19 protein-coding genes and 2 pseudogenes are annotated in these 18803 nt (G+C 72.5%); 7 read left to right on the plus strand and 14 right to left on the minus strand.

What is annotated here, in order from left to right; all coding sequences use genetic code 11:
• Positions 1-18: 18 nt before the first annotated feature.
• Together QQS16_RS20150 and QQS16_RS20155 are read right to left on the minus strand one after the other, a co-directional pair.
• Complete coding sequence (locus QQS16_RS20150; protein WP_286063229.1) at positions 19-864, minus strand: DUF4097 family beta strand repeat-containing protein; 846 nt, start codon at positions 862-864, stop codon at positions 19-21.
• A 108-nt stretch (positions 865-972) separates the two neighbouring features.
• Positions 973-1491, minus strand: a complete 519-nt coding sequence (locus QQS16_RS20155) for a toxin-antitoxin system HicB family antitoxin (RefSeq protein WP_286063230.1) — start codon at positions 1489-1491, stop codon at positions 973-975.
• A 383-nt stretch (positions 1492-1874) separates the two neighbouring features.
• Between QQS16_RS20155 and QQS16_RS20160 the strand changes: the two genes are divergently transcribed.
• Entirely contained in the window at positions 1875-2576 is a 702-nt protein-coding gene (locus QQS16_RS20160; protein ID WP_286063231.1) for a hypothetical protein, read from the plus strand.
• Here QQS16_RS20160 and QQS16_RS20165 read toward each other — a convergent pair.
• Positions 2558-2701: pseudogene (locus QQS16_RS20165) on the minus strand (SAM-dependent methyltransferase); the annotation flags it as partial. The gene QQS16_RS20160 and the pseudogene QQS16_RS20165 overlap by 19 nt on opposite strands.
• Before the next feature lie 235 nt (positions 2702-2936).
• Here QQS16_RS20165 and QQS16_RS20170 point away from each other — a divergent pair.
• Positions 2937-3824, plus strand: a complete 888-nt coding sequence (locus QQS16_RS20170) for an NAD(P)-dependent oxidoreductase (RefSeq protein WP_286063232.1) — start codon at positions 2937-2939, stop codon at positions 3822-3824.
• Here QQS16_RS20170 and QQS16_RS20175 read toward each other — a convergent pair.
• Complete coding sequence (locus QQS16_RS20175) at positions 3799-4353, minus strand: HAD domain-containing protein (RefSeq protein WP_286063233.1); 555 nt, start codon at positions 4351-4353, stop codon at positions 3799-3801. The two genes, QQS16_RS20170 and QQS16_RS20175, sit on opposite strands and share 26 nt — an antisense overlap.
• A 24-nt stretch (positions 4354-4377) precedes the next feature.
• A complete protein-coding gene (locus tag QQS16_RS20180) occupies positions 4378-5013 on the minus strand; it encodes an RraA family protein (RefSeq protein ID WP_286063234.1) in 636 nt (211 codons plus the stop codon).
• Positions 5014-5182: 169 nt separating this feature from the next.
• On the opposite strand from QQS16_RS20180, the gene QQS16_RS20185 reads away from it, so the two are divergent.
• On the plus strand, positions 5183-6022 hold the full coding sequence (locus tag QQS16_RS20185; RefSeq protein ID WP_286063235.1) for a nitroreductase/quinone reductase family protein: 840 nt from the start codon (positions 5183-5185) through the stop codon (positions 6020-6022).
• A 37-nt stretch (positions 6023-6059) separates the two neighbouring features.
• Here QQS16_RS20185 and QQS16_RS20190 read toward each other — a convergent pair.
• Positions 6060-6479, minus strand: a pseudogene (locus tag QQS16_RS20190) (AAA family ATPase); the annotation flags it as partial.
• A gap of 147 nt (positions 6480-6626) precedes the next feature.
• On the opposite strand from QQS16_RS20190, the gene QQS16_RS20195 reads away from it, so the two are divergent.
• Positions 6627-7592, plus strand: a complete 966-nt coding sequence (locus QQS16_RS20195; protein WP_286063236.1) for a zinc-binding dehydrogenase — start codon at positions 6627-6629, stop codon at positions 7590-7592.
• Positions 7593-7748: 156 nt separating this feature from the next.
• On the opposite strand, the gene QQS16_RS20200 is transcribed toward QQS16_RS20195, so the two are convergent.
• From QQS16_RS20200 to QQS16_RS20210, 3 genes are all read right to left on the minus strand, one after another.
• Complete coding sequence (locus QQS16_RS20200; RefSeq protein ID WP_286066391.1) at positions 7749-9845, minus strand: phosphotransferase family protein; 2097 nt, start codon at positions 9843-9845, stop codon at positions 7749-7751.
• Positions 9846-10500: 655 nt separating this feature from the next.
• The gene (locus QQS16_RS20205) at positions 10501-11238 is read right to left on the minus strand and encodes an HAD family hydrolase (protein WP_286063237.1); all 738 of its coding nucleotides are present in this window, start codon (positions 11236-11238) and stop codon (positions 10501-10503) included.
• A complete protein-coding gene (locus tag QQS16_RS20210) occupies positions 11238-12125 on the minus strand; it encodes a GntR family transcriptional regulator (protein ID WP_286063238.1) in 888 nt (295 codons plus the stop codon). The genes QQS16_RS20205 and QQS16_RS20210 overlap by 1 nt, the downstream gene beginning before the upstream one ends.
• 169 nt (positions 12126-12294) lie before the next feature.
• Between QQS16_RS20210 and QQS16_RS20215 the strand changes: the two genes are divergently transcribed.
• A complete protein-coding gene (locus QQS16_RS20215) occupies positions 12295-12483 on the plus strand; it encodes a hypothetical protein (RefSeq protein WP_286063239.1) in 189 nt (62 codons plus the stop codon).
• Between the two features lie 36 nt (positions 12484-12519).
• Here the strand turns inward: QQS16_RS20215 and QQS16_RS20220 are convergent, their stop codons facing one another.
• Positions 12520-13431: a winged helix-turn-helix domain-containing protein gene (locus QQS16_RS20220; RefSeq protein WP_286063240.1), complete on the minus strand. Its 912-nt coding sequence runs from the start codon at positions 13429-13431 to the stop codon at positions 12520-12522.
• Between the two features lie 181 nt (positions 13432-13612).
• Between QQS16_RS20220 and QQS16_RS20225 the strand changes: the two genes are divergently transcribed.
• Positions 13613-13798 (plus strand): hypothetical protein, encoded by a 186-nt coding sequence (locus tag QQS16_RS20225; RefSeq protein ID WP_286063241.1) that lies wholly within the window; start codon positions 13613-13615, stop codon positions 13796-13798.
• 270 nt (positions 13799-14068) lie between these two features.
• On the opposite strand, the gene QQS16_RS20230 is transcribed toward QQS16_RS20225, so the two are convergent.
• The 3 genes from QQS16_RS20230 to QQS16_RS20240 all read right to left on the minus strand — a co-directional run bounded on the left by QQS16_RS20230 (position 14069) and on the right by QQS16_RS20240 (position 17139).
• Positions 14069-15322, minus strand: a complete 1254-nt coding sequence (locus QQS16_RS20230; protein ID WP_286063242.1) for a GNAT family N-acetyltransferase — start codon at positions 15320-15322, stop codon at positions 14069-14071.
• A 202-nt stretch (positions 15323-15524) separates the two neighbouring features.
• Complete coding sequence (locus QQS16_RS20235; RefSeq protein ID WP_286063243.1) at positions 15525-16481, minus strand: asparaginase; 957 nt, start codon at positions 16479-16481, stop codon at positions 15525-15527.
• A 70-nt stretch (positions 16482-16551) separates the two neighbouring features.
• The gene (locus QQS16_RS20240) at positions 16552-17139 is read right to left on the minus strand and encodes an RsiG family protein (protein ID WP_286063244.1); all 588 of its coding nucleotides are present in this window, start codon (positions 17137-17139) and stop codon (positions 16552-16554) included.
• A gap of 266 nt (positions 17140-17405) precedes the next feature.
• On the opposite strand from QQS16_RS20240, the gene dtd reads away from it, so the two are divergent.
• A complete protein-coding gene (gene dtd, locus QQS16_RS20245) occupies positions 17406-17831 on the plus strand; it encodes a D-aminoacyl-tRNA deacylase (RefSeq protein WP_286063245.1) in 426 nt (141 codons plus the stop codon).
• Here the strand turns inward: dtd and ygfZ are convergent.
• Complete coding sequence (ygfZ, locus tag QQS16_RS20250; RefSeq protein ID WP_286063246.1) at positions 17828-18793, minus strand: CAF17-like 4Fe-4S cluster assembly/insertion protein YgfZ; 966 nt, start codon at positions 18791-18793, stop codon at positions 17828-17830. The two genes, dtd and ygfZ, sit on opposite strands and share 4 nt — an antisense overlap.
• Positions 18794-18803: the final 10 nt, after the last annotated feature.

Genomic DNA, 18803 nt, shown 5'->3' on the forward strand with positions numbered 1-18803 from the left:
ACGTCGGCGAACCGGTGTTCAGGGCCGGGCGCGGCGGACGTCGATGTTGCCGTAGCGGGTCCGGGCGCGGACCTCGACGGTGTCCTCGGCCTTCTCCGGCGTCTCCGAGGCGGTGAGCGTGTTGCGTACCTGCCCCGAGTCCGAGTGGACGTCGAGCCAGGCGGCGGCGCCCTCGCGGACGCCGACCTCGATGGCACCGTAGGAGGTCTTCAGCTGGACGCTGCCGCGGGCCACGTCGGCGACGCGCAGGGTGCCGTGGGCGGTGGTGGCGGTGACCGAACCCTCGGCGCGCACGATGTCGATGTCACCGTTGGCGCCGCTCACCCGCAGGTCGCCGGTCACCGCGCCGACGGTCGTGGTGCCGTGCGAGTTCTTCAGGACGGCGGGACCGTCGACCACACCGACGCGCATGCTGCCGGAGCTGGTGGTGATCTCGGCCATGCCGTCGATCCGGTCGACGGTGATCGAGCCGTGGGAGGCGGTCAGGCGCAGCGGCCCGGTCGTGTCGAGGCGGACGTCGCCGGACGAGTTCTTCACCCGGACCTCGCCGAGCCGGCCCTCTCCCAGCACCTGCGTCCAGGCGCCGGTCATGTCGACGCGTGATCCCGTGGGCAGTTCGACCGTCACGTCGACGGTGCCGGTGCGGCCGACGAGGTAACGCTGCTTGGGCGTCCGGACGGTCAGGACGCCGTTCGCGCACCTGACCTCGGTCTGGTCGGCCGCCCGTACGTCCTGGTCCCGCTTCGGGTCGCGGGGCCGTACCTCGACGACGGTGTCGAGGCGGTCGGCCGCGGTGAACTGGATGGAACCGGCCTCCACATGGGCCGTTGCCGAGATCGGCGCGGGGGTGTCGAACGTAGGCATGGCTGTCCCGTCCTCTTGGGTCTCCAGGGCGTCCCGCTGGTTGGACCTGGTGTGGGTGGGGCTGTGGTGTGCGTGGGGCTTGTGGTGTCCGGTGCGGGCGGGAGGCCGCTAACGCACCCAGCCCGTGAAGCTCTGTCCGACGGAGTGGGCCTTCTCCGTCGTGCGCGGCCGGGTGCCGCCGTCGACCGCGGCCGACACGGCGCGCACCAGCCACGCGTTGACGGACAGGCCCTCCTGGGACGCGGCCTCCTCGGCGCGGGCCTTGAGGTGCGCGGGCAGGCGCAGGTTGACGCGGGCGGTGCCGCCCTCGTCGCCCTCGGACGGGGCGGGGGCCCGCGACGGTCCGGCGGGCGCGGCGGGCTCCGCGGGAACGCCGGCGTCGGCGGGCGGCAGGGTCACCACGAAGTCGGGGTCGAGGCCGCGCAGCCGTACGTCGACCGAGCCGGGGGCGAGTTCGCGGGTGATCTCGTCCATCGCGGCGGAGAGCACGTTGAGCAGGGTCAGCCGGGTCGCCGACTCCAGGGGAGCGGTGAGCCTCTCGGCCAGCTCGCGGGCTTCGTCACCGCCGGCCTCGGCGGCCACCGCGAGTTCGCGGCGGAGGGTGTCGACGTACGGCGTGAGGTCCATGACGCCATGATGGCACCATGATGGCGTCACACGCAAGCCTGAGTGGCGCCCCACGCCGACGAACGCGGCGACACCTGCTGCAAGCCGGGGAAACCCCCGGGAGGAAGTCCAGGTGGTTGCGGCTTCGCGCCTGCCCGCCTCCACGACGGGCCGGTGAGCGGCGTCGACGGCGTCACGTGGCACTACGCGGCGCCATACGGCGCCATGTGGCATCACTCGGCACCACCCGGTGCCACCCGGCACCGAGCAGTGTCCCCTGACCTCACTCGACCGTCGCGCACTCGAAGCGCCGTCGCACTGCCGGGAGAAGGCCCGCGGTACCGGCGCGAGTCACGGGCAACGGGCGTCAGCGGACGACGCCTGCTCTGGTGTTGGATGCCCCCATGACCCTTCACCGTGTCGCCCGGCACCTGCCGGAGATCCCCGTGCTGCGTGAGCACTGCCGTGCCATGGCGATGCTGGAGGCGGTGCTCAGCCCGGAGTGGGACGACCGGTACCACACCTTCGACGCCCACTGGGCTCCCGGGGAACAGCTGGCGTCGATGCGGAACGGGTCGGGAGACGAGTTCTCCATCGTCTTCTCGGCCGCCGGTGCCTACATCCGCGGCTTCGCCCACGAGTCGCCGATGAGTCCGTACGTCAATGACGGCCCGTGGCCCGGGGTCCTCGACGACGTTCCCGGGGTCTTCCGGGCGTACGTCGAGGCGCCCGCCTTCACGGACGAGGACGGGCTGCCCCTGGTGACCGCCTGCCTGTGGCGCGCAACGGGTGACGAGGCCTGGCAGTCCGGGACAGCGGTCGAGTTCCCCACGAGCGACCGTGGCGATGACGCCTGCGGCACGGGCACGGGTGATGATCCGGATGGGGCCGAGTATCTGTTCCGGCTGCTCGTCGACCGGTCGCCGGAGGCGTTCCAGGAGTTCGCCGAGGACTACTACGACGTTCCCGTGCCCCTCGCGGCCGTGCGGCACGTGTGTGCGCTGCGCCCGCTCACCGACCCGGTGGTGACGGCCCTGGACCCCGACGTCTCCCTGGACGCGCTGGCGAAGGACATCGCCGAGATCGGCTATCCGACGTCGGCCTGAGGACGTCGCGCGACGCACACGAACTCCCTGCGCGGACGGTCGGGCGCGTCGCGTACGCGTACGTCTTCCACCACGAACCCCCGCGCGGCCACCTCCGCCTCGACCTCCTCCCGTTCGCGGAAACGCGGTCGGGTCCGGGGAGCGGGGGCGACGGGTCCGGGGAGCGGGGGCGGCGGGTCCGGGCTCGCCGTGACGGGTGGCCGACTGCTCCGGGGCCGGTACGTACTTTTTTGTAAGTACTTGGCAGCATCCGGCGCGCGACGCAGGCTGAAGGTACGGACGCCGAAGGCCGTCGGCAGACACCCCGCCCCGGCTCCCTTCCGTCCTCCCCTTCCTTCTTCCTTCCTACGGAGTTGACGCATGTCCACGTCCACCGACCTGCCCGCCGTCACCGTCCTCGGCCTGGGACCGATGGGCCGTGCGCTGGCCGGGGCGTTCCTCGACGGAGGGCTGCGGACCACCGTCTGGAACCGCACGCCGGGCCGCGACCGCGCGTTGCTCGAACGCGGGGCCGCCGGTGCCGCGTCGGCGGCCGACGCCGTCGCCGCGAGTGACCTGACCGTCGTCTGCGTGGTGAACTACGACGCCTCCGACGCCGTCCTGCGGGACCCGTCGGTCACCGACGCCCTCAAGGGCCGTACCGTCGTCAACCTCACCGCCGACACCCCGGACCGCGCCCGGGACACGGCGAGTTGGGCGGAGGCCCACGGCATCCGCTACCTGGACGGCGCGATCATGACGCCGACCACGACCATCGGGACGCCCGCCGCCGTGTTCCTGCACAGCGGACCCGAGGATCTCTACCAGGAACACCGCCCGGTGCTGGACGTGCTGGGCGGCACCCACACCCACCTGGGCGAGGACATCGGCCGGGCGGCCGCGTACGACGTCGCTCTGCTCGACATCTTCTGGACCGCGTCGGCGGGGTACGCACACGCCCTGGCGATGGCCCGGGCCGAAGGCATCGCCGCGCGTGAACTGGCCCCCTTCGCGCAGGGCATCGCGGCGATCCTGCCGCCGCTGTTCGAGCAGTGGGCGAACGAGGCCGACGACGGTACCTTCTCCGGCGAGGACAACCCGATCACCTCGGCGGTCTCGTCGATGGCGCACATCGTGCAGGCGTCGGAGGCGCACGGCATCGACGCGAGCGTGATGCGCGCGGCCGAGGGCCAGGCCCGGCGGGTCATCGGTCTCGGCCACGGTACGGACGGGTTCATGCGGGTCATGGAACTGCTGGGCCGCCGCTGAACCCCTGCTCCGGCCCGCCCCGTCCTCGCCGACCCCGCCCCTGTTCCCCGAGCCACCGCTCCAGCACAGCGACATCGGCGCCCGTGAGACCGTACCGGTGATCGACCCGGTGGAGCAGGGCCGGGGCGCGGTGGTGGGCGGCCACCCAGGCCCGGTCGGCGTCGGTGATCTCGTCGTCGACCCAGACGAAGGGCCGCCCGGCGGCCCGTTCGACGAGGGGGCGGGTCTTCCAGTGGCGGCCGGCGGCTCCCGGGCCGGCGTCGTCCTCGTCGGGCCAGTCCACCAGGGGCAGCCGGGGCAGCCCGAGCCAGGGCGCGAGGCACGCGTTCGCGTCGTCCGTCCAGGTCGTGGCCCACACCAGCTCACAGCGCAGAGCCGTCAGGCGTGCCCCCAGGGCCGGGTCGACACGGGGCAGCAGCGGGTGGGCGGCGGCAGCCGCCGGGAGCGCGAAGCGCGGTTCGTACACCGGATACGGCCGCGTCGCTCCGAAGGGCAGCAGCGTTCCGTCGATGTCGAGGAAGAGCAGCACCTCAGCCCTCGGCGCGCTCAGCCCTCAGCCCTCAGCCCTCGGTTCGAACCCCTTCGCCGCCAGGATCTCGTCGATCCGCGTCCGGTGGGCCGTCTCCCACTCGTCCAGGGTCTCCGCCGCCTCCTTGGCCAGCTTGGCCCGGGCGGCGGTGAGGATCTCCTGCCGACGGGCCGCGGGGACGGCCACGACCCCCTCCTCGTCGGCGACCACGACGTCATCGGGGTCGACCAGGACCCCGCCGCAGCGCACCCGTTCGCCGAACGGGGCCACCGCCGCCTTGGTGCCGGGGATCGGGATGACGCCCCGGGCGAAGACGGGGAAGCGCAGCTCCCGTACCTCCGCGAGGTCGCGGATCACCCCGTCGGCGACCAGGCCCGCGATGCCCCGGCGATGCGCGACGGCGCACACGTTGCCGCCGGCCAGCGCGAAGTCCAGGTCGCCCGACTGCACGACGATCACCGAGCCGGGGCGGGCCCGGTGGATCGCCGCGTGCAGCATCAGGTTGTCCCCGGGCGGGCACCGTACGGTGAACGCCGGTCCGGCGATCCGTGGCACCGGGCCCCACAGCGGCCGGAGCCCGGAGTCCATGACCCGCTCACGGCCCAGCAGGTCGGCCAGTGTGGTCGTGGGGATGTCCAGAAACTCGGTGGCGTCGTTCACGCGGCCGACGTTACCGTGCCCGCATGACTGCCGGGTCGGCCTTGTGCCGTGAACGAGTTGGGTGCCCGGCCTCCGAGTGAGGCCGGGGCGGGCCAGGAGCCCGCCTCTTTCTCTGCGCCGCCTTCGAGACGCCTTTCCGAAGACTCCAGCGACAGAGAAAGAAGAGAGAGTGCCCAACCCCTTCAATGACCAGATCATCGACGAGTTCCGCGCCCGCAAGGGCCGCGTGGGCGGCTTCTTCGAGGGCGCCCGGCTGATCCTCCTCACCACCACCGGCGCCCGCACCGGCACCCCGCACACCACCCCTCTCGGCTACCTGCCCGACGGCGGCGAGCGCATCCTGGTCATCGCCTCGGCCGGCGGCGCGCCCCGGCATCCGCACTGGTACCGCAACCTCCTCGCGCATCCCCACGCCACCGTGGAGAGCGGCGCGTTCACGTACGAGGCGCGGGCCGTCGTCCTCACCGGCGAGGAACGCGACCAGGCCTTCGCGCGGGCCGTGGAGGCGGACCCGGGCTGGGCGGCGTACCAGGAGAAGACGGAGCGGGTGCTCCCGGTGGTCGCCCTGTACGAGATCGCCCAGGGCGGTCCGCCGAACATCAACGCGGACTCCTTCGGCGAGGCGGTCAAAGTCGTCCACGACGCCTTCCGCCGCGAACTCGCCCAGATCCGCGAGGAGATGAGCGCGGGCACGTCCACGCTCGGCGCCCAGCTCCGCGTCAACTGCCTGACGTTCTGCCAGGGCCTGCACAACCACCACACCGGCGAGGACCTCGGGCTGTTCCCGCACCTGGCCGACCGCCACCCGCAGGCCGGTCCGGCGCTCGCCCGGCTGCGCGCGGAGCACGAGCGGATCGCGGCCCTCGCCGACGACCTGCGCCGCGTGGTGACCGCCGCGGACACGGACCGCGAGACGGCCCGCGCGGAGGTGGAGCGCCTCACGGCGGAACTGGAAGCCCATCTGACCTACGAGGAGGAGCAGTTGATCCCACTCCTCGACGCGGTCTGAGCGGTCGGCGACCACCGGTGACCGGGGGCGCCTTCCGTTCCGGCCCGGATCCGAAGGCTTCCCCCGCACCTACCCGGGCCACGTCCGCGTCCGCCGCGACGACCCCGACCGACCCCTCGCGGCCCAGCGCCTCCCGTACGGCGTCCACGACCGCGTCGAGCAGACCGCCCGCCGCGGCCTGCCGGATCCGCAACGCGCCGTCGGCGCGCAGTGAACGGACCGGCGGGACGTCCACCTCCCGTCTGGCCAGCAGCCGGTTCGCCGGCGTCATGACGGCCTGCGGCACCCGGAATCCCGTGGTCAGCGGCACCACGGCCGTGTCGGGCTCCCCGAGGTGGCGCAGGACCGTGTCCCACGACCGGGCCGCCCACGGTGTGGCGCCCTGGGCCAGGTCGCCGAGGACCGTGACGGAGCCGAAGGGGGTCCGGCGGGCGATCGCCCGGCACTCCATCGGGGCATGCCGCCTTGCCTACGCGCCAGGACGACGACCGCCCCTTGACCTCAACCCTGGTCGAGGTCGAAGACTCCATGCACACGCAAGGAACAAGCGTCACCGAACCGAACACGGCAAGCACCATCGGGCGAACCCAGACGGAGGCACGTCATGCGAGCGATACAGGTGAAGGAGTTCGGCGGTCCGGAGGTTCTGGTCCCGGCCGACCTGCCGGACCCGGTGCCCGGCCCGGGCGAGGTGCTGATCGAGGTCTCCTTCGTCGACACGATCTTCGTGGAGACCCAGATCCGCGCCGGCGGGGTCCGCGACCACTTCACCGTCACGCCGCCGTACGTCCCCGGCGGCGGCGTCTCCGGCACGGTGGCCGCCCTCGGCCCGGACGTCCCCGGCGAGTGGCTGGGCCGCAGGGTGGCGTCCTTCGTCCAGGGCGGCTACGCCTCCCGGGCGGTCGCGGCGACCGACGCCCTGACGGTCGTACCGGACACCCTGGACCTCCTGCCCGCCGCGGCCCTCGTGCACGACGGCGTCACCGCGACGGGGCTGGTCGAACTGACGTCGGTGACGTCCGCCGACCGCGTCCTGATCCTCGGCGCCTCGGGCGGCATGGGCACGCTCCTGGTGCAGCTGGCCGCCCGGGCACGGGGGGCGCACGTGGTGGCACTGGCCCGGGGCGCCGAGAAGCTGGCGCTGGTCCGTGAGCTCGGCGCGTCCGCCGCGGTGGACCTGACGGCCGCCGACTGGCCGTCCCGGGCCCGTGCGGCCCTGGGCGGGGCGGCCGACGTGGTCCTGGACGGCGTGGGCGGCGAACCGGGCGCCACCGCCTTCGCGTTGACGGCCGACGGGGGCCGGTTCTCCGCCCACGGGGCACCGACGGGCGGGTTCGCGACCGTGGACACGCAGGAGGCGCACCGGCGGGACGTACGGCTGCTGGGCATCGCCGACGTGCAGTTCCCGGCGCCGGACATCCAGCGCTTGCGGGCCCACGCGTCGCAGGAGGCGGCCGCGGGGCGGCTGCGGCCGGTGGTGGGGGCGGTGTTCCCGCTGGAGGAGGCGAGCGCCGCGCACGCGGCCGTCGAGGGCCGCCACCTGACCGGCAAGGTGGTCCTGCGGGTGTGAGCCCCTCAGGCCGGCGCCGCTCGCCGCCACGCCGGAACGGCCGCCGGCTCCCAGAGGCCGTCGGAGTGCTTGGTCCGGAGGGCGACGGCCGCCTCGGCGGCGGCCGTGCCCTCCGCATCGGCAAGGTCCGCCAAGCCCGCGAAGCCCGACGGAGGGTCACATGCCTCCGCGGAACCCGGCCTTGGGTTCCGTCACGGTCTCCCCACGCCAGAGCCCGGGCAGGACACGGGCGAGACAGGGGTTCACCGTCGGGCGGGCGGCCAGGCCCAGCGAGCCCATCGCCGCCGCCAGGGTCATCGCGTAGGAGTCCACGGCCCGGCGGACGTTGGGGGCGTCCAGGCTCGCCCCCGTCACCAGCCGGTCGAGGTCGACGTAGGCGGACCGGACGATCTCGATCCAGCGGTACACCCGCCAGTCCTTGCGCCAGTCCAGGGTGTACGCGGACGGCAGCTTCCGCTCCCAGCGGCGGAACATCCGGTCCCGGATCTCCGGCCGGGTGGGGGTGAGGTGCATGTGCCGGACCAGGTCGTACAGCGGGTCACCGACCAGCGCCATCTCCCAGTCGATGATCGTCAGCGCGAGGTGGTCGTCACGCCGTACGAGGTTCCACGGGTTCAGGTCGCCGTGCAGCAGGGCCGGCTCCCGCCGGCTCACCTCGTGTCGGGACAGGATCCGTCGCAAGCCGTCCTCGTCGGGCAGCCCGAGCAGCCGGGCCAGGTGCTGCGACTCCTTCGGCAGGTCCCCCACCAGCGCCACGAGCTGGCCGCGCAGCCAGTCGTGGAAGCCACCCTCGCCCGCGGCCGGATCCACCTGCCGGTAGTTCACCCGCGTCAGGGCGCAGAGCTGGTCGACGAGCTTGTCGGCCTCGTGCGGCAGCAGTCCGTACACCGGGTGGCTCGGCGGCCTGTCGATGTCGCGCGGTCCGACGTACGTGTGGATGGCGAAGCGGTCGTTCGGATAACTCTCCCCCAGCGCCAGCGCCCTCGGTGCCGCCACGGCGCCGCCCGCCTGCTCGATGGCCCGCAGGACGGCGTGCTCGCTCAGGAAGCTGCGCTCCCGGCGGCAGACGTCGGGCAGCTTGCGCCGTACGACCACGGGGAAGTCGACGCTCGGCACCCGGACCACGGTGTTGAGGTGCGCGGTCCCCTTGAAGACCCGGCACGCCGGGGCCGCTCCCTCCGCCACCAGGGCCTCCCGCACGGCGGAGGCGGGAAAGTCAGGATGATCGGGAAGACGCCGGTCCGGCTGCCAGCGCGGGGTGGGCACGAGCCGCCCCTCGCCCTCGGAGGAGGCGCCGCCACGGGACGTCAGCCACCGGAACAGGGCCCGCTCGATCTCGCCCGTGCCCGGCAGGTTCCTGAGCCGCAGCGGCTCCTCCGCCGCTTCCAGCGCCCGGCGCACCTCCGCGGTCGCGTCGTCCAGGCTCTTCCGGGTGCGTGTCTCCTCCAGCGACCGCGCAGCCCGCATCACGTCGGGGTAGACGGACTGCGCGCGCTCGAAGGCCAGGTAGTGGCGCAGGTCCCGGGCCAGACCGTTGACGGCGGCGGGACGCGTACGCTGCATGGCCTGCGCCCACGCGTCGATCACCTCGTCCCCCTGGTGGTCCGGGTACCGCATGCGCACGAGGTGGGTCGCGAGGTCGTGCAGGGGGTCGCCGTAGGTCGCCAGTTCCCAGTCGACGCAGATGAGGGGCGGGTCGCCGGTGTACGGCACGATCAGGTTGTCGCGGTGCAGGTCCGTGTGGAGCAGGCTGTAGGGCCGCCGGGCCATGGCGGGGACCCGTTCGGCCAACCGCGGCAGGGCGTCCTCGGGGATGCCGAGCGCCGCGAACAGCCCGCCGAACTCCACCCGGTTGGGGCGTCTGATCTGCTGGTCCGCGAGGTGCGCCAGCGTGCGCAGGAACCCCTGGCTGTCCAGCTCGTTGCTGGGCCAGGCGGCCGGCAGGGGCGGCAGCGTCCCCCGCCTCACCGTGGCCATCTGGGCGAGCAGGCCGGCCAGCGCCTTGATGAGCAGGCTGTCCACAGGCTTGCCGTTCCCGCACACCGCGGAGAGGGGTACGCCTTCCACATGACTGTGGACGGCGAAGTGGTCCCCCTTGACGAGGCACTCCGGCACATCGGGCAGGATCCCCTTGACGGCGTCGAGGATCTCCACCTCGTTCGGCCACGTCCTGATCACCACGGGCAGCGCGTCCGCGCGCCGGAGCCGCACGGTGACGTAGGTGCCCGGCGGACGACCGCACAACCCCGCCATCGGCTCGGTCAGCGGGAGCACGTAGTTCTGGTGGTGGTGTCCGCTGGTGGACTCGCCCAGCCGCACGGCCCTTCCCACGAACGCCCGGTGGACGTCGTCGGGCGTGACGCGTTCCCTGGCGACGGAACGGGGATGGGAAGCTGCGTCCACTGGCCGCTCCGGAAGCGAGATGGGGGTGGCTTGGGCAAACGGTAAGCACACGGTGGGCGCCGCGCACGACGGAGTGACGCTCGCGTGGCTCCAACGGGTGGTTCGCCACTGTTCTGCTGGATCTGTTCGCGTGCGGCCGACAGGCCCATCCATACGAACGAAGGCGAGCGATCGCTCAGTCGGTGCGGGCATGCTACAGCAACCCGGCAGCGGCTCCGCGGACCCGCCGTACCGCCCTCCGGCGCCTCCCGACGGCTGTTCCGCGAGCAGCCCCCACACCGAGGCCCCACCGATGAGCGGGGCCGGCGTCACCCCTGCGCGCGGCCCGGTGACCTTGGCGCCGAGGACTGCGCGCGCCGGGTCCTGACCACGATCGACCCGCTGCCCTGCCGCGCTGCGGCAGCTGGCCGATGAAGGCCGGCTCGAGACGCGTGCTGTCGGTGGAGTGCTCCGGCTCCCGAACGGGGCGGCCCGGGGCGGCCGTCGTGTGCGCGCCGCTGATGACTCAGGCGTGCGCGCGCGTCAGCTTGAGCACCGGTTCCAGCGTGGCGACGGTCACCGTGGCGCCCGCGTCCCGCAGCAGCTTCTCCTTGCGCTCGTTGCGCGCGTAGCCGAGGAAGGGCACGCCGGCCGCCTGCGCCGCGTAGAGGTCCGAGGGGGTGTCGCCGATCATCAGCGCGTCCGAGGGCGCCGAACCCATGGCGTTCAGGGCCCGGTTGAGGCAGTGGGGGTCCGGCTTGAGGTGGTGGAGCGCCTGGGTGCGGCCGTAGATGTGCGGTGCGAAGCAGGAGGTGAGCTCTCGGCTCGCCAGGTAGGTGCGGACCACCCGCGGGGAGTTGTTCGTGGCGATGGCCAGCCGCGCCCCGACCGCCGTCCAGGTGCGGATCAGCGGGTCCGCGTACGGGGTGGGCATGGCGGAGGAGGTGGCCCGCAGTTCTTCCTGGGTGAGACGTTCCTCCAGCTCGTCCACCAGGTCACTGCCGGGATGTCTGCGGTCGAGGGCGCGCAGGACTATGTGCGGGTCCAGGGAGCGGCGTTCCTCGTCGGTCAGCAGGCCGTGCAGGCCCCGCCCCTCCAGCCACTCCACGAGGTCGTCCGCCACCTTGGCCGCCGCGTGGCCGGCGAACAGGCGGCAGACCGGGCCGTCGAAGTCCCAGAGCACGACACGCGCGCGGGTGATCAGTTCTCGCAGTGCCTCGGTCCGGGCTGCCACGGGTTCAGTCTGCGTCGTATCAGAAGTCACTAGGAGAGTGTCAGGTCCGTCGTGATGGTTTCCCAGAGGGCGTCGAACCACTTCTGCGATTCCTCGACGAACGCGGCGTCCCGCTGCCCCGCCCGTCGCTCGAACGAGAAGAGGAGGGATTCCGTGCCCAGGACGTCGTACATGTCGAGCACGCCGCTGTCCGACGGTTCCTCCCGCCGCGTGATCATGTAGTACGCGATCAGGGCCTCCCCCTCGTTCAGGAGGTACAGCTTCACCGGCGGGGTGAACGGCAGGGCGCGGAACCTGACCTGGACGTCGATGCCGTGGGAGGAGCGCAGGGCGAGCAGGTTGTGCTTGAGGACGTGGCCCTGCGCGTTGCGCTGGGTCAGCCAGCGCTGATGGATCGGGTCGCTGTCCTCACCGCGGCCCTCGACCGGGACGGGGAAGGCGAGCGGGATCTCGCGGGAGGGCAGCAGGATACGGACGTCGACCGACTCGGGCCGGATGCGGCCCTCGTGGATCTGCCGGATGGGCTCCCCCAGGGCCAGCATCAGCGACTCGGCGGTGAGACAGGCCGCGTCCACGCGGACGTGGGCGGCGCCGAACGCCTCCGTCAGCCGCGGCGCGAGCCCCACCATCGTCGGCTGCGGCTGCTCCCCCGCCGTGGTGTGGGCCGGTTCCGCGATCCGGGGCGGACTGCCCTTGCTGACGTTGCTCAGGAGGCCGTCGTCCTGGAGGGCGCGCAGGGCCTGACGGACGGTACCGCGCTCCACGCCGAACTCCTCGGCGAGCTCGGCCTGGGTGGGCAGGCGGTCTCCCGCCCTCAGGTCACCGCTGCGGATCCGCTCCCGCAGGACGTCGGCGATCTCCTGGGGCGAGAGCTTTCTGCTGCCGTTCACTGCCACGTTCTCCTGAGTCACGACCAAACGCTACAACTTCGATCCACTTGACGGGAGTTGTTTGAAAGTTGTTTATGAGTGGCGACCAAGTGGGGACAACTACTATAGAGTTGGCTGCCAACTTAGAGAAGTTGGCGGAAGTTCTGCCTCCGCACCCCCACATCCGCCCGCCCCGGAAGCCCGAAGGGGGAACATCGTGCCTGTACTCGCCCTCCTCTCCGCCGTTCTCGTCGTCGGCATCGAGCAGACCGTCCAGTGGAAGTACGGCGTCACCGGCATCGTCGGCCTGCTCCTGCTCACCGTCGGCATCAAGGCCAAGAGCCCGGCCGTCAGCTCCGTCGGCGCCGTCGTGCTCGCCCTGCTCGTGTCGGGGCCCGCCCTATGAGCCCGGCGCGCCCCGGCCGGTCCGCTGTGGGAGACCTCAGCTCGTGAGCGTCAGCTCCGAACTGATGGTCTCCCACAGGGCGTTGAACCACAGGTGGGACTGCTCCACGAAGGCCGTGTCCCGCAGGCCGGCGCCCTGCTCGAAGGCGAACAGCATCGACCGGGTGCCCTCGGCGTCGTACGTCTGCAAATGCTCGTGGTCGATCTCCGCCTCGTGCCGGCCCAGCGTGTAGTACGCGAACAGCGCCTCCGCCCCGTTGAGCAGATACAGCTTCACCGGCGGGGTGAAGGGCAGGGCGCGGAAGGAGACCTGCACGTCGATGCCGTGGGTGGCGCGCAGGGCCAGCAGGTTGTGCCTGAGCACCTGCCCCTGGGCGTTGCGCTGGGCCAGCCAGCGGTCGTGCACGAGGTCGTCGTCGCCGCGCCCCTCGACCCGCACCGGAAAGGCCAGCTCGATGTCCCGGCTCGGCAGCAGCAGCCGGACGTCGACTTTGGCTGGTTTCAGTCGCCCCGCGTGGATCTGACGCAGTGGCTCGCCGATGGCGAGGGTGAGCGAGACCGAGGTCAGGCACAGGGCGTCGATCTCGACGTGCGGGGCCGCGAAGGCGGTCGCGATACGGGGCGCGAGGGCCACCGTGGTGGGCAGCGGCGGGGCGGCGGGCCCGGTCGGCGGCCTGGTCAGGGCCGGATCCGGGGCCACGGTCGCCGGACTCCCCTTCGAAACGTTGGTCAGCAGCTGCTCCGACTGCAGGATGTGCAGCGCCTGCCGCACGACACCCCGCTCGACCCCGAACTCGTCGGCCAGCTTGGCCTGGGTCGGCATGCGCTGGCCCGGCCGCAGCCGCCCGGACCGGATCCGGGCGCGCAACTCGTCGGCCACCTCGCGATGTGACGGATGTGACCGCTGTGCCCTCTTCCGCCCATTGACGGCGGCGTGTTCCGGGTCCACGGCAGAACACTACAACTTCCCGCCATCTTTGGGCACTTCGCCGGAAGGTGGTTATGAGTCGCATCCAAGAGGAGATAAGTACAGTTAAGTTGGTCGCCAACTTGAGCAACATGGTCAAGCTTCCGCAAGGTTGGCCAGTTGGGCGGCCGGCAGGGACCACCGTCCCGAAGGGAGGACCGCCATGCCGCTCATCGCCATCGCCCTCGCTGCCCTTGCCGTCGGTTTCGAGCAGTTCGTCCAGTGGAAGCTGGGCGCGATGGGCATCGTCGCCTTCGTCGCGCTCACGGTCGGAATCAAGGTAAAGAGCGTCGCGATCGGCGGGATCGGAGCGGTGATCCTCGTGATGCTGCTCGCCCAGTCCGGCTGATCGGGTTCCCTTCCGGAGGGGAGCCGGGAGCCCGGTCGGTCCGTCCGCACAGCCACAACTGAACACGGTCGCCACAGCACAGCCACAACTTCACAGCTCTCGCTACGGACGCACCGCCACAACCGAACACCGTCAGCACCCGCACCGCCACAACCGAACACCGTCAGCACCCGCACAGCCACAACTTCACAGCTCGCTACGGACGCACCGCCACAACTGAACAGCTCGTCACGGATGCCGAGCAGCAACCCGCCGTCGTCGTAAGGGAGGTCAGAAGATGTCCGGGCACCACGGGCGCCTGGACGTACGCAGCAGGGCGTCGGCCGACCGGCCGGCGCCCGCTCGTTCTTCCCGCACCCGCCCGAGCGCGGCCAGCCGTACGGCCGACTCGTCGCCGAGCCACAGGGCCGCCAGGTCGCCCACGTCGAGGGTGAGATCGGCGTCGGCCGTCGTCGGCGTGCAGGAGCCGCCCTCCGCCGACGCCTCCAGCCGGTAGCGCCCGCCGCTCAGCCCGTCCCGGTCGGCCACCTCCAGCACCAGCTCGCCCTCCCCCTCGTACGTCCGCGCCTCCAGCGCGCGCACGACGTCCAGGACCCGCACCCACAGCCAGTCCGACTGCGTGGTGATCCTGGCCGCCCTCGGGTCGGGCAGGAAGAAGGGGAGCAGGTCGTCGGGGGCCCGCCAGCCGCTCGTGACCCGGGTGATCCAGTCGATCGAGCAGAGGTAGCGCCACAGGGCGCGTTCGGCGGCCGGGGTCGACGCGATCAGCCAGTTCACGCTCGCCGTGTTGTGCGGCTGCTTGTCGTGCCAGTTGTCGTCCGACCCGTAGGAGACCAGTCCCTCGACCTCGCCGTCCGCCGAGCGGTACGCCGCGTAGTACGGCTCGGTCCAGCTCGGGTCGAGCCGTACGGCTCCGGTGTTGATCCGCCACCACATCTCGTTGCGGCTCACCGCGCCCGGCTGGGCCCGGCGGACGCGCTCATGGAGTTCGGGCCCGGCCTTGCGGACGTCCTCGGCGTCCACGAGGTCGATACGGCCGCCGTCCTCCGGCACGGGCCCGCGTCGGTCGAGGCCGGTGCGCGGGACGTCGATCGTCCACTCGGTCATCCAGGTGGCGGCCCCGAAGCCGTAGCGGCCGTAGATCGGGTACTCGGCGGCGATCAGGGTCGCGACGACGTCTCCGCGGTCCTTCGCGGCCGTGAGGTCCCGGGCCATCATGCGGGTGAGCAGGCCGCGGCGGCGGTGCGTGGCGGTGACCGTGACGCCGGTGACCGCGTCGGCGGGCACGGCCGCGCCGCCGACGGCGGTGAGCTGCTGGTCGAAGGAGCGGAACGTCGCGACACACCGGCCGCCGTCGAAGGCGCCGAGGAAGCGTCCGGGCTCGAACTGGGTGCGGCGGGCCTCCAGCTCACTGTCGGGGACGGTCGGGGGGCGCAGGAAGCCGGTGTTCACCGCGCGGAGCCAGTCGCCGAGTTCGGGTTCGGTGACGGGGCGTATCTCGATGTCGGGGTGCGGGCGCGTCATGGAGCCACGGTAGGCGGGCGCGGGAGGGGTGTCGCGGGCATTTCCGCTCCCGGGCGGCGCCCCCGGCGCGGGCATTCCCACTCCCGGACGGCGCCCCCGACACGGGCATTCCCGCGCCCAGACGGCGCCCCCGGCCCGGGCATTCCCACTCCCGGACGGCGCCCCCGGCGCGGGCGGCGCCCCGGCCCGTCCGCCGCCGCTCTCAGAAGGCCGCCCGGATCTCCCCCACTTCGCGCCCGCCGCCGGTCAGCGGCGCCCGCCCGACCCGCTCCACCACCGGCGCGTCGACCCCCATGAGGCCCAGCGCCCGCCCCAGCACCGGCCCCAGGGCCCGTCCCCCGCCGTCCTCGACCTTGAACGCGAGGGCCCGGCCGTCAGGCAGGGCGACCGCCTGGACGGCCTCCGCGCCCATCTTCGAGAGGGTGCCGGGGATCTCACGCATCAGCCAGGTGTCGGGGCGGCGGGTGCCGGCGACGTACTCGGGGTGGGTGCGCATGGCGTCGGCGACCCGGCGTTCGGCGGTGCCGGGGGCGGCGAGGACGAAGGAGCGGTAGGCGCGGGCCAGGCCGGTGAGGCTGATCGCCATCAGGGGGGCGCCGCAGCCGTCCGTGCCGACGGCGGCCACCCGCTCGCCGGACGCGTCCTCCACAACCGTGTGGATGAGCCGCTGCAACGGATGCCCGGCCGCGAGGTACGTCTCCAGCGGCCACTCGCGCAGCACGCACGCGGCCAGCATCGCCGTGTGCTTGCCGGAGCAGTTCATGGTCACGCGGGACCGCGCCGCGCCCGACGCCAGGTACGTCTCCCGCTCCGCCTCGTCCAGCGGGAGGTCCGGCGGGCACTGGAGCAGTTCCTCGTCCAGTCCGTGCTCGTCCAGCATCTTGTGGACCAGATCGCGGTGGAAGGGCTCGCCGGAGTGGCTGGCGGCGGCCAGGGCGAGGCGCTCGCCCGCCAGGTCCAGGCCCGCCCGCAGGATGCCCGCCGCCTGCATCGGCTTGTTGGACGAGCGGGGGAAGACGGGCGACGTCACGTCCCCGAGGGCCAGCTCCACCGCCCCGTCGGAGTCCAGCAGGACCAGGCTGCCGCGGTGCCGCCCTTCGACGAAGCCGGAGCGGACGACCTCGGCGAGGGCGGGCGGTATGGCGGACGAGGCGGACATGGGCGGTGGCCTTCCGGAGAGGGGACCCGCCCGGGCAGCGGGCCCCGGGGTCGCCGGTACGGCCGCCGCGTCACACGAGCAGGTCGTCGACTTGCGCTTCCCCCTCACGGTACCTGCGGGCGATCTCCGCGCTGCAGTCGTCCGCCGTGCGCTGGAGCCGCTGCCGGCGCCGGGACACCTGCTGCTCGTACCGCACGAGCCGCCGCATCGCCGTGCTCAGCTCCAGGTCCGTGCGCGCGGCCAGGTCGGAGAGCTCGACCTCGGAGAGCATCTCCGCCGCCAGCAGCCGGTACTCCTCGCTGTGCGGAGTGCCCAGCGTCACATGGCGGGCGGAGGAACGGTGCCGGGCCGGGGCGTCGGTGAGGATCTCCGGCAGCCGCTCGACCACCGACGCCACCTCCGCCCCCACGGCCACGACGGACGTCGGCCCGCGGCGCGCCAGCTCCGCCCGCAGGATGTCGATCCGCCCCTGGAGCAACCGCCGTACGTAGCTGAGGTCGGCCTCGTCGCGCTGGGCGTCCCGGCGCAGGGTGCGCAGTTCGGGCAGGCTCAGCACGGCCAGGTCGTGCTCGGGCGGGTCAGTGGGCAGCACTGGGCTGTCGGTGCGCTGCACGGGCGGCCGCTGGGTGCCCAGCCGCCCGGTACTCGGTGTGATCATGTGGCTCTACCGTCCCCTCGACCGGCGAATGGAAGCATCGTGCCACCCCAAGTAGCCGCTATGTGACCGAGTGCCCTCGATCGGCCCCAGATGGGGGCTTAAGGAGCAAAAGAAGCACTCTCCGGAGATCCCCGGAGATCTCCGAAGAACCCCGAAAAACCCCGGAGAACGCGAAAAACCCCGGAGAACCCGGGGATACCCGGATGTTCCCCGGGCCGTCGGCACCCCTGACGACCGCCGCCCGGCCGCACGGCATCATGGTCGGCATGCGTGCAGTGGTGCAGAGAGTGGACGGCGCGAGCGTCGTGGTGGACGGCGAGACGGTCGGGGAGATCGACGGCGAGGGCCTGTGCGTCCTGGTCGGCGTGACCCACGAGGACACCAAGGAGAAGGCGGCTCAGCTCGCCCGCAAGCTGTGGTCGGTCCGCATGCTGGCCGACGAGAAGTCGTGCAGCGACATCGACGCCCCGCTCCTCGTCATCAGCCAGTTCACCCTCTACGGCGACGCCCGCAAGGGCCGCCGCCCCACCTGGAACGCGGCCGCCCCGGGCGACGCGGCCGAGCCGCTGGTCGACGAGGTGGTCGCACAGTTGCGCTCCCTCGGCGCCACGGTGGCGACGGGCCGCTTCGGCGCGCGGATGCGGGTCTCCCTGACCAACGACGGCCCGTTCACCGTCCTGGTGGAGATCTAGGGTTCCACGACGACTTCCTGGGCCGCCGCCGTACTGTCGGCGACCAGCCGCGCGTCCAGCGGCACGTTCCGTTTCACCAGGGCCAGGGCGACCGGCCCGAGCTCGTGGTGGCGCGCGGACGTCGTGATGAAGCCGATCTTGCGGCCGTCGGGCCCCTCGTCCGCGAGGCGCAGTTCAGTGCCGGCCGGGGGCAGGTGCACCTCGCTGCCGTCGAGGTGCAGGAAGACGAGCCTGCGCGGCGGCTTGCCGAGGTTCTGCACCCGGGCCACCGTCTCCTGACCGCGGTAGCAGCCCTTCTGGAGATGCACCGCGGTGTCGATCCAGCCCAGCTCGTGCGGGATCGTGCGGTGGTCGGTCTCGAAGCCGAGACGCGGGCGGTGCTGTTCGACGCGGAGCGCCTCGTAGCCGAGGATCCCGATCGCGGGACCGGACTTCTCGGCGTACGACTCCAGGTCCGCGCGCGGGAGGAACAGGTCACGGCCGTAGGCCGTCTCGCGTACGGCGGCGTCCTCGGGGACCTCGGCGATCGAACCGGCGGGCAGGTGGACGACCGCGAAGTCGGCGGTGCGGTCGGCGACGTCGACCCGGTAGAAGAACTTCATCGACTCCAGGTAGCCGACCAGCGCCTCCTGGGTGCCGGGTTCGACGTGCGCCCAGGTCGTCGAGCCGTCGTCGACCAGGTACAGGGCGTGCTCGATGTGGCCGTGCGCGGACAGGATCAGCGCCTCGGTGGCCTGGCCCGCCGGGAGGTCGCTGACGTGCTGGGTGAGCAGGAGGTGCAGCCAGCTCAGCCGGTCCTCGCCGGTGACCGTGACGACTCCGCGGTGCGAGAGGTCCACGAAACCGGTGCCGCCGGCGAGGGCGCGCTGCTCGCGGAACAGGTCGCCGTAGTGCGCGGCGACGCCTTCGTCCACGCCTTCGGCGGGGACGGCGCCGGGCAGGGTCAGCAGAGGGCTCTTCATACGCCTAAGC

It is taken from the genome of Streptomyces sp. ALI-76-A, assembly GCF_030287445.1.
In the GTDB taxonomy this organism is placed as follows: Bacteria; Actinomycetota; Actinomycetes; order Streptomycetales; family Streptomycetaceae; genus Streptomyces.

Excerpts from the sequence above, each read along its gene's own strand:
- QQS16_RS20150 (WP_286063229.1), bottom strand. The coding sequence starts at position 864 with ATGCCTACGTTCGACACCCCCGCGCCGATCTCGGCAACGGCCCATGTG.
- QQS16_RS20155 (WP_286063230.1), bottom strand. The coding sequence starts at position 1,491 with ATGGACCTCACGCCGTACGTCGACACCCTCCGCCGCGAACTCGCGGTG.
- QQS16_RS20160 (WP_286063231.1), top strand. The coding sequence starts at position 1,875 with ATGACCCTTCACCGTGTCGCCCGGCACCTGCCGGAGATCCCCGTGCTG.
- QQS16_RS20170 (WP_286063232.1), top strand. The coding sequence starts at position 2,937 with ATGTCCACGTCCACCGACCTGCCCGCCGTCACCGTCCTCGGCCTGGGA.
- QQS16_RS20195 (WP_286063236.1), top strand. The coding sequence starts at position 6,627 with ATGCGAGCGATACAGGTGAAGGAGTTCGGCGGTCCGGAGGTTCTGGTC.
- QQS16_RS20200 (WP_286066391.1), bottom strand. The coding sequence starts at position 9,845 with ATGGCGGGGTTGTGCGGTCGTCCGCCGGGCACCTACGTCACCGTGCGG.
- QQS16_RS20225 (WP_286063241.1), top strand. The coding sequence starts at position 13,613 with ATGCCGCTCATCGCCATCGCCCTCGCTGCCCTTGCCGTCGGTTTCGAG.
- QQS16_RS20230 (WP_286063242.1), bottom strand. The coding sequence starts at position 15,322 with ATGACGCGCCCGCACCCCGACATCGAGATACGCCCCGTCACCGAACCC.
- QQS16_RS20235 (WP_286063243.1), bottom strand. The coding sequence starts at position 16,481 with ATGTCCGCCTCGTCCGCCATACCGCCCGCCCTCGCCGAGGTCGTCCGC.
- QQS16_RS20240 (WP_286063244.1), bottom strand. The coding sequence starts at position 17,139 with ATGATCACACCGAGTACCGGGCGGCTGGGCACCCAGCGGCCGCCCGTG.
- dtd (WP_286063245.1), top strand. The coding sequence starts at position 17,406 with ATGCGTGCAGTGGTGCAGAGAGTGGACGGCGCGAGCGTCGTGGTGGAC.
- ygfZ (WP_286063246.1), bottom strand. The coding sequence starts at position 18,793 with ATGAAGAGCCCTCTGCTGACCCTGCCCGGCGCCGTCCCCGCCGAAGGC.